Source organism: Actinotalea ferrariae, from assembly GCF_019733465.1.
GTDB lineage: Bacteria > Actinomycetota > Actinomycetes > Actinomycetales > Cellulomonadaceae > Actinotalea > Actinotalea ferrariae_A.
Genome location: NZ_JACVQL010000290.1, coordinates 1 through 11,824, shown reverse-complemented (window position 1 = coordinate 11,824; position 11,824 = coordinate 1). Strand labels below are relative to the sequence as shown.

The following is an 11,824-nucleotide window of genomic DNA, read 5'->3' as shown; positions in this document are numbered from 1 at the left end:
CCGTCGAGGTCGTCGGTGATGATCACGCGCTGGTGCTGTGCCATACGCGGAATCTTGCACCATGCGCGACGGCGAGCTTGTACAGGCACCCGCGCGGCGACCTACGAATCGTCCGCGGCCCGCGCCCCAGTGCGCGACCGCCTCGCGACGTCGGCCAGCTTCTTTGTGGGGCCCAGCTCGTCGGCGACGCTGTCGAGGTCGCCGCGAATGAACACACGCTCGGTGAACTGTCGCACGATCGTCTTACGATCCTCGGGGTCCAGGTTCGCGGTGAAGGGCCCCACGGCCCGTATGCCAAGGTCCGTCCGTTTGGCAGCGCGCGCCTCGCGGTGGTGCTGTGCGCCGCGTCTCGCCACCAGCGCGGCGATACCAAGCGTTCCCAACGAGGCTGCGAGGCGCGTCAGAGACAGCCCGATGTTGCTGTCGGCGGTTGGGTCGATGGCAAACAGGTGGTAGATGATCGCGGCGACTCCTGCGGCACCCACGAGGGCCGCTGCCACGTCGCACGCCCATGCCGCACGGGTCTTGCGCCGCGCATAGGCGCCATAGTCGGTAGCGACGACGAGACCGGTGGTCTCGTGGACGACGTTGCGCGCCGCATCCTCGTGCTGGCGCAGTTCGGCAAGTATCTGCTGTGCGGCTTGCTGGTCGGCGTCGCGCGCCTCTCGCCACTTCTGCAGAGCTTCGTCGACTCGCTGTGTCTGCTCTTCGAAGAAGTCAGCGCTGGCCTGGGCTGACTCTGACTTGAACGAGGCGATGGCCTCGATGATGCGCTGACGTTCCGTCTCGATCGCCTGCCGCAATTCATCCTGCTCGGAACCGCGGACCTCGAGGTCAGAAGCGATGGCCGCGGCGCGGGCGGCGACGCGCTCCAGCGCCTCGCCCGCCTTCCGTTCGAACGACTCGCTCGCGGCATGGATCCCCGCCATGTAGTTGCCGAGTTTCATGGGCGGCCATGCGCCTAGCGAGTCCACGACCGCGTCGGCCGTCGGCAGGACGTTGGAGATCGTGTACTGCCCGGCCACGAGGTACTCGAGCGCTTGGCGGAGGCTGTCAGTGGCGTTATGGGTCGTGTTGAGCATGCTCGGCGAGACCTCGCGCCCGTCTGTGTCGGTGCGCCGCTTCTCGAGGAGCTCGACGACCAAGCCCACGTACGCGAGTGCGTCGCGGTCAGCCTGTGAGGCTTCAGGGAGATCGACCTGGTTGATGGCGGTGCGGGCCTTGTCGAGGACCGCCCAGAGCGGGTGCCCGTCGAAGCGCGTCTTCCACATCGTCACGGTGGCGGCCTCTCTCTTGGGTGCGCGCGACGGTAGCCCGTGGCGCTGACACCTGCGGATGCGTCAGCTGCGGTCCAGCTCGTCGCGGTGTCGATCGACGAAGGCGGCCATGCCGGGGACGGTGTAGGCGACCTGGCCGTGCTCAGGTGAGTAGATCAGGCCCTTGGCCATGAGGTTGGCCCGGTACGGGCCCAGGCTGGTGATCTTCAGCCCGACGCGGCGCGCGATCTCGGAGGTCGGTGAGGGTGCGTCGTTGTCCTGGGCCATGGCCAGCAGGACCCGCCGCTCGGCTGGGGTTGCGCGTTCCCATCGTGATCGGAAGAACCCGGCGTCGAGGTGCTCGAGGCCGAACTGCACGGCGGCGGCAGCGTCGTCGGCGGTGAAGACCTTGGCCGGGGCGAGGTTCCAAATTGCCTGGCCGTACTCCTGCAGGAAGTACGGGTAGCCACCTGCTGCGTCCAGGAGGGGCGCCAGCCCGTCGGGTGCGAAGCGGGCGCCCAGTCGCTCCGCCGGCTCGACGAGCGCCCTGGCTGCCTCACCGGGCGGCAGCTGCCCGATGGAGCGGTAGGTGAACAGTCGCTCGGCGTAGGAGCGGGTCTCGGTCAGCACTCGAGGCAGGTTCGGCAGGCCAGCGCCGATGACGTAGAACGGCCATCCGCGCTGTCCGGCGAGGTGCTGGGCCGCGATCAGCGCGCCCATGGTGGTCTCGTCGAGGTCCTGCATCTCGTCGATGAAGACACCGAACGCGCGACCGTCCTCGGCCAGGGCAAGGGACACGTCCTCGGCGAGCTCGAGCAGGTCGACCTCCGGGTCACCGGAGTCTGCCCTGCCCTTGGCCAGGTCGACCCCCAGCGAGATCCCCGTGGCCCCGATCTTGGCGTTGAACGCGCTGATCGTCTCCAGCGCCTGACGCATCCGCGCGCTCAGTGATCGCCGAGTCAGCTTGCGTGCCGCGGCGACCACTTCCCGCGCAAGGGCGCGGCGCACCGCCGCGGCGCCGGCCTCATCCCGGCGGGCCTCCAGCCGTACCGTCAACCACTCGAACCGGTCGGCGTGAGCGTGCATCTCGTTCAGCAGCACCGTCTTGCCCACACCGCGCAGCCCGGTCAGCACAATCCCCCGATCGGACAGGCCGTTGCGTGTGCGCGCCACCAGGGTGTCGAAGGCCTCCAACTCCCCTGCCCTGCCCACGAGCTCGGGCGGCCGGCGTCCAGAGCCAGGGCTGTACGGGTTCAGCGACGGGTCCATCTACCCGACTCTAGGCCAATATTGCTGCGGCACCAATAGCCCGCTAGACAGCCTAAGACACTCGGCAGGGCCTGTACTGATCGCCGTGCTCACGTCCTGCAGCGGCTCGGGTGCGGTGGCCACCTGGGCGGTCATGCCGCATGAAGCCCAAAGGTTGGAGTCACGCGCTGCTGACACGGCGGTCATAACCCGCGTATCGTTCGGCCACGCCAGCGAATCGCTCACCCGCTGACGCGGCCCGTATTCATGACTGCTCGGACTCCGAGCACGGCTCCTTGGGGGAACGTTGCACAAGACGGCTAGGAAATCCTTGCTGGCGGCTGTGGTCGCTGGCGTCATGCTCGTTACGGTCGCAGCCCCCGCATCAGCGGTGGCCCGCGGCTGGTTCACCAACCGCACGGTGAGCTATTGGCAGGTGGAGCCTGGAGCGGTCAGCCACGTGCAGTCATCCACGAAGGCCGAGATCTGGGACTCCAACGAGTTCACCAACGTCGGCATTCGAATCCAGTACCAGGTCAGCGGCACCACCGTCGTCGGGACCCTCACTTGGGGCCAGTACTACGCCTCCCGTTCGGAGGACAGGGTCGTCAAGCACGAGCCGAACTGGATTTGGAGGTAGGGCGGCTGAGCGATCTCAGACCGCCGCAGCGCCTGGGGCCGGGCGGCGGCCGGGCATCTCGAGCCCGCTCGGCCCCAGGCGCTGCGGCCCATCGCCCCGCGTGCGGGCCGGCTTCGCCACGTAGCCACGTGGGCTCGCCTGTGCACAATCACACCGTCCAGCTCGGAGAGGAAGTCATAGTGCCCCCCAGGATCACGGGAACGTCAAGGGCATCGGCGGGACGCGCAAGGCCTGTACTCGTGGCCGGATTGGCGCTTGTCGGGCTCCTGTCGGGCTGCGGATCCCCGGCTGACGACAGCGAGGGTGGCGAAGCGGGTGCAGCTCCTGGCTTCTTTGAAGACCTCGTCACGGAGGCCCAGGATGGTGGCGCCAGCGAGAATCAACTGAGCATTCTTCGACAGGCCGTCGAAGAAGGAATGCTGGACGTGGAAGGAGCTCGCGCTGCGGCGCGGGCGGTTGTTCAGTGTTTTCAGGATAATGGTTTAGAAGCAAAGCTCGTTGAGTCCACCACTGACACCGGCACGGCACGGCCCGACTACCAAGTCGAGGTCCTCCCTGGCATGTCAGATGCCGACCTAAACGCGACCATCAAAGCATGCGAAGATGCCGAGTTCACGTGGGTAAATATCGCCTTCCAGATGCAGCCGTCCACACAACAGGCGCAGATCGACTACATCAATAGTAAAGAGGACCAGCTGCGCGCCTGCCTGGAAGACGCCGGCATTCAGACCGACCCAGAGGCTAACGGGTATGAGCTTGCCCAACAGGCCGTGCAGACGCCCGCCAGCACGGGCGGGTGCCTGGAGGAAGCTGGGATCACGAACTTTTGATTAGCACCCGCAGGAACCGTGGCCCCGCCAGCGAGGCCCTCGGGCGCCCTGAGCGCAACCCATCCCTCCGGCCCGGGCAACGCCAATACGGTCCGGCAGTAGTGCTCGCCCTGGGTATTGGAGTGCCACTGGCGGTGGCATGCGCCTTGGTGGTCAAGGTGGCCGACACATCGCCGCTGCGCAGCGACACCCCAGCCGCCCCGGTCATCACCAACGTGGAGCCAGGGAAACAGGACGGCAGACAAACCGTCACGGTGACCGTCGAACACGGGCAGGCGCGCAGCGTGACGAGCACCACGGACGGCGTCGTTACGCAGGTCGATCTGGTCGCCGGGCAATCCGTCGCCGACGGTGCTCCAGCGTTCGTCGCCGACGGATCACCGGTAACGGTGTACGTCGCCGAGGCACCCATGTACCGGGACCTGACCAGTGGAACTAGCGGCGACGACGTCCGCGACGTGCAGTCGTTCCTCCAGCGACTCGGGTACGACGTTGCGCCGGACGGCCGCCTCGGCCCGGATACCGCTCGCGCGATCAGAGCATTCAACCGTGACCGTGGCCGCCCTCAAGATGAGGATGTACTCCGCCGAGACTCGGTGCTCTGGGTGGCCCCGGCAAGTACCGTGCCGCAAGCGGTTCACCTGCGTGTCGGGGACCCAGTTTCGGACGGCAGCGAGGTTTACCTCCCCGTGTCGACGACTCGACTCGTGGTGAGCACGGATCCCGTCGACGCGCAACGAACGCTCCGAGTCGCCGACGTCGAGGTGCTGCTCGCCGCAGGTCGGAACGTCGTGGACGACCCTGGCGCTGTGAGCGTTGTCGTTGGCGCGCTCGGCGATGAGGTCTCAAGCACTGCGACAGTTCAACTGACCGAACCCGAGGTGGTTGGTCTCGTTCCAGCAACAGCTGTAGTCACCGACCCACATGGGGTTACGTGCATGTGGCCCTCCTCCACCAGCGCACCGACAGTCCTGACCGACGTCACAGGCATCTGGGGCACCGTTCATGTGCCGGTCAACCTGATTGGTACCGAGGTGCTGGTCAACCCTCGCCAAGTACGCGAGGACCTTTCATGCGGCTCGTAGCCGACCAGGTCACGTTCTGCTATCCCGGTGCGTCTAGGCCTGTGCTCGCCGGCGTGAGCTTTGACGTCCCGTCGGGAACCACAGCAGCGATTATGGGTCCATCCGGAGCGGGGAAGACGACATTTGTCTCACTGCTCGGCGGGCTCCTAACGCCGCAGAATGGTGAATTCCACGGTGTGAGCGATGCGGGCACCCGCCACCCTCTGCCAACAGTATGCACGTGGGTGCTGCAGACGGTGTCGCTGCTGCCAGAGCGAACGGTGGTTGAGAACGTCCACCTCGGGGGCTTCCTCGACGGGGCCCCGCGCGCCCAGGCCGACGAGCGGGCACGGAAAGCGCTCGAGCTCGTCGGTCTAGACGACCGTGCGGGCGACGCTTGCCGTGTGCTTTCCGGCGGAGAGGCTCAGCGTGTCGCCGTTGCTCGCGCCTTAACCTCCCGGCGGCCTGTTCTGCTCGCCGACGAGCCGACGGGAAATCTCGATGCCCAAACCACCGAGCAGGTGCTGGACGCGCTGTTCGCCGCAGTAGCCGGAGACACCGCGCGCCGAACAGTCGTGCTCGTCACACACGACCCCGCGGTCGCGGCTCGGTGCGACGTCACCTACGAACTCCGATCCGGACGGCTCGTCCCCGTCGCCGCGCGGCAGGCGTGATGACTCGGCCCTGGCCGGACCGACTGGCCTGCAGCGAGGGCTGGCGCAACGCTCGAGCCGGCGGCATGGTCTCGGCCGTGGTGGTGCTGGTATGTGCGTGGATCACTGCTGCGGCTGGAGCCGTGGCGGCGATGGACGCCTCGCGGATCGTTACGGCAGAGGCGCAATGGATCGCCAAGGGTGGGTACACCCTCGTGGTCACACCATCGCGGCTGGACGAAGAGAGCGTCACGCTGGATGCCGCACGGTGCGACCGCCTGTCGACCATCACGGGCGTCGCGGGGAGCTTCGCCGTGTCCGCCACGGGTTCCACCCTCGCACCGACTTCGGCACCAGGTGCAGCAACGACGCTGTTCGCAGTCACCCCGGGGATCTACGACTTTTTCGGCATGCCGCCTCCACAAGAAAGCACCGAGATCATCGCGCCAGCCCGCGCGGCGGAGCGCCCAGGATTGGTGGACGGGGAGCAGACATGGCTCGTGTCCTCGATCGCCGACGACTGGTCAGACACGTCGAGGTTTCCGGCCCGCATCCGGCTCCTCGACAGCCCCATCCTCGGCGAGGACATCTCCGGGTCCTACCTCGCGCCTGAAGGAGCTCTCACTGAGGCGACCGCCTGCTACGTAGCAACCGATGCTGCCCACCTGGCCGCTGTCATCGATTTGTTGCCCGGAGCATTAGCCTCCCCGACGTCACCGGCCGTCGCCGAGCCCCGCGTACCCACCGGTAGCTATGGAGTCTTAGGTTTCTCAGCCGCCTACGACCAGCGCGTTTCGCGTTGGGCATGGGCCGGAGCCGCCGCTGTGCTGCTCCTCCTCTGGGCGCTGCTTCAGCGGCTGCGTCGGCAGCGCCTGGCCGTTTACGCCACATTCGGCGCTGGACCGCGATCGCGACTTGTGATGCAAGTCAGCGAGTGGAGCACCCTTTCGCTACCAGGCTGCGCGCTAGGCACATTTCTCGCGATCACCGGTAGTGTCGCGGCTGGCGCGGACCCTGCAACCGTCGTGCTTCAGGCTCCCGTGCACGCCCTGGCTGGGTGGCTCGCAGCTACAACAGGCGTCATCGCCCTTGGGTTGTGGCCGATCGGAACTCTGCTAGACAACCTCAAGGATCGAACCTGAGCGGACTGCGGACGTCTCTTGCAGGCCCCGTCATCTACCGGGCTCTAGGCCGCTATCGCGCCACACGCTATACACCGCTAGAGATCGAAGACATCCCTAGGTTTCACACCCGCTCGAGCTGGACATCGGCTGTGGCACCGTCGGGCACCGACCTGTCCTAGGTGCCAGCCGCCGGCGGCTCTTCGGTGCCTCTTTGAAGGCTGTCCTTCTCGGTGTAGCGCAGTCGGACGTCGACGCTGACATGGACTGCGGCGAGCAGGAGCGCCAGGCCAGCACCGCTGGCGGCGGCCATGCGCTGACCGGCGGTGTCCTCGATAACTCCGGCCAGGACGAGCAGCGAGACCAGAGCACCGATGAAGATGAGCACGATTCCCGCACCGTCGGACCACGCCTCCCATCTGCGTGAGCGGCGCACATGACGGGCTCGATCCGGCACCGGGCCGAACACCACGCTGCCGCTGATGGTGATGAGGATGATCGGCGCGGTCGTGAACACGACGGCATACAGGTCGGGCATCGCGCTGAGATCTACCCCGCTCACCGGGTGCGGGATCGCAGCGCTCGGCGCCGGCGCGCGGCCGCTGGTTGCTCCGCATCCGCGTGAGCGGCCCGTGTGGTGGTGCGCGTCGCCTCGGTGGCCGGCTTGGCGTTGCTGACGTCGGCTCGTAGCCGGACGGCCACGAGGTCGTGGTCGATGCCCCGGCTCTCCAGCTCCGCCGCGAACGCGGCACGACGCTCCGCGGAGTCGTACGCGGCTGCAGCGCCGGCGTGCGCTCTTGCGGCCCCCTGTTCGCGCTCGTCGAGCGTTCCGCGGTCGCCGGACCCTCCTCCTGAGACGACGTCCAGCCCGATCGCCGCCAGGACGTCGTCGACGCCGGCGCCGTCGCCCGTGCGCGACTCCCCCGCTGCCCGTTCAGCGCGGTCGGCCTGGGCGATCAGCGCCTGTGCCTGCGCCAGGTCCGCACGCTCGAGCTGACGCTCTGCCATGGCCTGGCGCTCGAGCGCCTGCCCGCGCGCGAAGGCCTCGTCCATCCCCGCGGTGTCCACCGCAGTGACGTCCAGGTCGACGCCGTACCGCTCGCGCGCCGCGGCACGGATCCGCGCCGCGGCCTGCGCCGCCTGCGGGTCGACGTGCTCCCACGACCGCGCGGTGGTGTAGGCCTGGACGACGTCCTGCGGTGACGCGGTCGCCCACCACTGGACGTGGCCCACTGGTGCCAGCTGGGCGCGTGCAGCGTCGCGCTCGGCGTGCAGGCGCAGCGCGTACTGGCGGCCCTGCTCCTGGCTGCGGGCGCGGGCGCGTCCCAGCTGCTCCTCCCGCAGCCGGGCGAGCTGCTCACCGAGCTGCCCGGCGGCCGTCAGAGCCACCCGCGCGGTGCCCTCGAAGGCTTCCTCGATCCCGTCCGACTCAGACATGCCACTCCCCCTGATTCTTCGATGACCGCAGCGACTATCGCCGAGGTCCTGGTCGTTTGGGCCCCGGTGCGACGGGACGGTGCGGTGCGGGCTCGATCGGGGTCGGGATCGGCGAACCTGCCGGGCCAAGGCCCGCTCGTGCGGCCTCCCGGCGTCGCATGCTCGCGGCCAGCTCGGGGTCGTTCACCTCCACCTGCGCGACACGATCGCCGAACCCGAACCGCTGCTCTCGGTCCCTGGTCAGGCGTTCCATCTGAACGAGCGTCTGGTCGCGTACCGCCTGCGCCTGGCGCAGCTCCCGGGCCGCCTCGTGCATCTTGGCGACCGCGAGAACGAGCTTCATCAGCTGCCGCACCATTGCGGCCTCGGCCACGGCGCCGTGCCCGCTGCGGCTGGCCGACGCCAGCAGCAAAGCCGCACCGGCGATCGACGGCAGCGACGACGCCGGCGCCGGCTGCGGGGGGCGCCTCGTCTGCGCCGACCGGGACAGCGTGTCGGCGGCCGCGGCGATCGGACCTGGTACGTCCTCCAGCGCGCGGGACCACTCGGCGAGCGCGCCGGCGCTGTGCCGCGCCAGGCGTGCCCACGCCTCCCGGTCCTGCACCGGGACAGCACGCAGCTGCTCGCGGACGGCGGCCAAGTGCTCGGTGTACTGGCCCCACGCGGCGGGGTCGAACTCGCTCGTCTCGCGTCCCGGCGCGACCGGCCGGCGTTGACGCTTGGCGGCGTTCCACTCCGCCGCCGCAGCGGTCGCTGCGGCTGGGTCGTCAGGCCACTCCTCACGCAGCCGGGGCAGCGACAGATCACGCCCCAGGTGGCGCCCGCCGTACCAGATGGGGCGCTCCCCGTACTGCGGCCTGGCGGCCACCGAGTAGCCGGTGATGACGTCTGTGGTGCCCTCGGCGTAGCGGGGCCGGACCAGCACACCCGCCCGGCGCATCCGGCGCACGAACTCGCCCTCATCTGCTGCCGCGGTGGCGCATCCGCGCACCACCCGTGCCAGCGCATGCCGGGGCTGGTCCGCGCTCGTCTGCGCCGCGACCTGGGCGTGGCGCTCGGCCGCTGGCAGCGCATCCCACGTCGGCAGAGCGCGGTCGGTCCGTCGTACCCTCTCGTGCGCCGCGCGCGCCCTTCCGCGCGCCTGCGCCTCACGCTCCGCCGGGTCGTACCCGCGCGTCGCACGCTGGGTCCTGGCCGACTCCAGCTGCTCCAGGCCGTGACGGACCTCCAGCGCCCGGGCGGCCTTCTGCGCGCGCGAGAAGTCGTTCCACACCGCCGCCTTGGTGCCGTCCTCACGGACGAGGTTCACCGCGATGTGGATGTGGTCGTTGCCGTTGCTCGACACGCCGTGACGGACCGCGACCCACCGGCACGGTGCCCGCGCGTCGTCGGGGTCGTCGAAACCCATCTCGGTGACGAAGTCCCGCGCGATCGCGGCCCACTCCTCATCGGTCTTGAGCCCCTCCTCGGCGCGCAGCGACAGCGAGCAGTGCCACACATGCCCGCCGTCGACCTCGATGCCCAGCACACGTCGTGGCTCGTCGAGATGCCGGGCGATCGCCAGTGCGGCGTCGCGGCCAAGCTCGTTGTCGTCGTACCAGGTCATCAGCGCCGAGTCGCCGGCGACCAGGTGCGGCTCGGTGTGCTCGTTGTGTCGGCCGGGCCCGGCCAGGTACATCATCAGCCCGCTCATCCGCGACCCGCGGACCACGTTCGGCATCACGCCGGGTCCATCGCTTCCAGCGTGGCCTTCACGCGTTCGGCCGTGCGCCGCACGGCGAGCAACGCCGCCGCAGTCTCGGCCTGCGCCTCCCCCGTCGCGTTCGTCGCGCGGGCGATCTGGTTGACGTTGTTGGAGATCGCCGCCAGCAGCCGGATGCAGCGGAACAGCTCGACGGCCAGAGTGCGTCGCTCGGTCACCGTCTCACCGACCTCCGCAGCCAGCGCGGACTCCACCAGCAGGCGCGGCACCGTGACGCCCTGCGCCAGAGCGAGCCGCAGCAGCTGTGCCTCCTCCTCCGGCGTCACCTTCACCTCGTGACGGTGCTGCCGACCGCCCGGTGCATTCGCGCGCCGACGACGACCGAACCGGTGACCCGCCCCCACATCCGCCCCATCAGCCACCAGCTCACCGCCCTTCAATGCCCAGCGCAGCGACCCCATCCACTGTGGGGACCGGCACCCAGTGTGCCGCAGGAGGTGCCGCGAAGCGAGCAGCAGACGATACTTAACACGGCTAAGTGCATAGCTTGCTCCGCGAAGTGGTCGCTCCTAGGCTGCCACCATGGCAAACAGGGGGCTCAGCGTCGAAGACGCACAGCGACAGGCACGCGCGCTGCTGGACGCGCGCATCACCTCAGTGACGGCGCTCGTGACGGCGCGCCAGCACCTAGCCGATCTGCGCGAGCAGGTCGAGCAGGCCGAGCGGGAGGACATGCGGCTCTACGGCGCCGCGATCGCGGACGGGTGGACGGCCGACGAGCTGCGGCGGCTCGGGATCGCGCAACCAGAGAGGAAGGCACGCGCCCGTCGCCGTGCGACGGCACGGCGAAGCGCTAGCAGCGCGGAGACGGGCACCTCTACAGGCACCCGTGAGGGCTCGCCTGACGGCGAGCAGCACAACGAGTGAAACCACGGCGGTAGGGCTACACGGCGCCGAGTCCGGGCAGAGGCCACGAGCGGCGAGGTTCCCGGTACGACTGGGTTCGCACGGAGGAGCGAGGGACGTTGAGCGCCTGGGAGCTGGCAAAGCTGATCGCTCCGTACGCGATTCCAGCGCTTCTGGCTGGACTTGTGGCGGTCCTGACGCCGGCGTTCACCGCCGCGCGGCGCCTGCGGCAGGAGTTAGCCGTGGACACCGATGCTCGAGCGACTCCCCGGGACGTCGCGGGCGGAACTGCGGGCTGAGGTGAAGCGCCGTGCATTCGTGCTGGTCTCAATCACCCGCTACCCACCGCTGACTCGCAACGACGTCTTGGCTCTACTCGGGTTCGCACTCACCATCGGCTGGGCGACGCTGACAATGCTCGACATCCGGCGACCCGAAGCCGTCGACGCGCACATGGTCCTCATCATGGCGCCAGCACTGTTCGGCTCCCTGGCGGTCGGTAGCTGGACCGCCTTCTACCGCCCTTGGGCGGGGCGAGCAGAGGGCCGCCTCAAGTACGTCGACCAGCACCTAGGCAAGGACGCTGGCGACGAACTCGCCGTTGCCCTTCGCGTCGGATGGACCATCGCGTACCTCGTCGGAGCCCTCGCAACAGGCGCGATGTTTGCAGGGATCCTGTTCGTCGCGGGCGAGCGGTACAGCCGGAACCAGGGCCTGGTCGTCCTCGGGGCGATCGCAGCGGTGGTGATGCTCACCTTCTACGCGTTCGGACGCATCGAACAGACAACGGGCCTGCACCTACAGATCCTCCTGCACGACAAGGCGTGGATAGCTGAGCAGGCACGCCTCGAGCTCGAAGCAGGACACGTACCGCTTGGCGGACCGTCCGAGCATCGCTGCGTGTTGCCCCGCGGAGCCTGCGCGATGTCGTGGACTGAACCGCCCCGGCTTCCGTGGAGGCTCTCAA

The 11,824-nt window shown here is 68.8% G+C and carries 13 protein-coding genes; 7 read left to right on the top strand and 6 right to left on the bottom strand.

The features are described from left to right. Positions 1-101: 101 nt before the first annotated feature. Together ICW40_RS18125 and ICW40_RS18120 are read right to left on the bottom strand one after the other, a co-directional pair. Complete coding sequence (locus tag ICW40_RS18125; RefSeq protein ID WP_221655402.1) at positions 102-1,277, bottom strand: hypothetical protein; 1,176 nt, start codon at positions 1,275-1,277, stop codon at positions 102-104. 63 nt (positions 1,278-1,340) lie between these two features. Further along, positions 1,341-2,525, bottom strand: coding sequence for an ATP-binding protein (locus tag ICW40_RS18120; protein WP_221655401.1), 1,185 nt, complete (start codon positions 2,523-2,525; stop codon positions 1,341-1,343). Positions 2,526-2,862: 337 nt separating this feature from the next. On the opposite strand from ICW40_RS18120, the gene ICW40_RS18115 reads away from it, so the two are divergent. From ICW40_RS18115 to ICW40_RS18095, 5 genes are all read left to right on the top strand, one after another. After that, on the top strand, positions 2,863-3,144 hold the full coding sequence (locus ICW40_RS18115) for a hypothetical protein (RefSeq protein WP_221655400.1): 282 nt from the start codon (positions 2,863-2,865) through the stop codon (positions 3,142-3,144). 239 nt (positions 3,145-3,383) lie between these two features. Next, entirely contained in the window at positions 3,384-3,974 is a 591-nt protein-coding gene (locus ICW40_RS18110) for a hypothetical protein (protein ID WP_221655399.1), read from the top strand. A 158-nt stretch (positions 3,975-4,132) separates the two neighbouring features. Beyond that, positions 4,133-5,059, top strand: a complete 927-nt coding sequence (locus ICW40_RS18105) for a peptidoglycan-binding domain-containing protein (RefSeq protein WP_221655398.1) — start codon at positions 4,133-4,135, stop codon at positions 5,057-5,059. Further along, on the top strand, positions 5,047-5,712 hold the full coding sequence (locus ICW40_RS18100) for an ABC transporter ATP-binding protein (RefSeq protein WP_221655397.1): 666 nt from the start codon (positions 5,047-5,049) through the stop codon (positions 5,710-5,712). Before ICW40_RS18105 ends, ICW40_RS18100 begins: the two co-directional genes overlap by 13 nt. Positions 5,713-5,789: 77 nt before the next feature. Continuing rightward, positions 5,790-6,833: a hypothetical protein gene (locus ICW40_RS18095; RefSeq protein ID WP_221655396.1), complete on the top strand. Its 1,044-nt coding sequence runs from the start codon at positions 5,790-5,792 to the stop codon at positions 6,831-6,833. Between the two features lie 157 nt (positions 6,834-6,990). Here the strand turns inward: ICW40_RS18095 and ICW40_RS18090 are convergent, their stop codons facing one another. Genes ICW40_RS18090 through ICW40_RS18075 form a run of 4 tightly spaced genes read right to left on the bottom strand, consistent with a single transcriptional unit; the run spans position 6,991 to position 10,412 of the window. Then, on the bottom strand, positions 6,991-7,350 hold the full coding sequence (locus ICW40_RS18090) for a hypothetical protein (protein WP_221655395.1): 360 nt from the start codon (positions 7,348-7,350) through the stop codon (positions 6,991-6,993). 20 nt (positions 7,351-7,370) lie between these two features. Then, positions 7,371-8,249 (bottom strand): hypothetical protein, encoded by an 879-nt coding sequence (locus ICW40_RS18085; RefSeq protein ID WP_221655394.1) that lies wholly within the window; start codon positions 8,247-8,249, stop codon positions 7,371-7,373. 34 nt (positions 8,250-8,283) lie between these two features. Then, positions 8,284-9,972 carry a relaxase/mobilization nuclease domain-containing protein gene (locus tag ICW40_RS18080; protein WP_221655393.1) on the bottom strand — a complete coding sequence of 563 codons (1,689 nt, stop codon included), beginning with the start codon at positions 9,970-9,972 and terminating at the stop codon, positions 8,284-8,286. Next, positions 9,969-10,412, bottom strand: coding sequence for a plasmid mobilization protein (locus tag ICW40_RS18075; RefSeq protein WP_221655392.1), 444 nt, complete (start codon positions 10,410-10,412; stop codon positions 9,969-9,971). The genes ICW40_RS18080 and ICW40_RS18075 overlap by 4 nt, the downstream gene beginning before the upstream one ends. Positions 10,413-10,533: 121 nt before the next feature. Between ICW40_RS18075 and ICW40_RS18070 the strand changes: the two genes are divergently transcribed. Both ICW40_RS18070 and ICW40_RS18065 read left to right on the top strand, forming a co-directional pair. Further along, positions 10,534-10,878 (top strand): hypothetical protein, encoded by a 345-nt coding sequence (locus tag ICW40_RS18070; protein WP_221655391.1) that lies wholly within the window; start codon positions 10,534-10,536, stop codon positions 10,876-10,878. Between the two features lie 231 nt (positions 10,879-11,109). After that, a partial coding sequence (locus tag ICW40_RS18065; protein WP_221655390.1) for a hypothetical protein occupies positions 11,110-11,824 on the top strand: 715 nt, incomplete at its 3' end.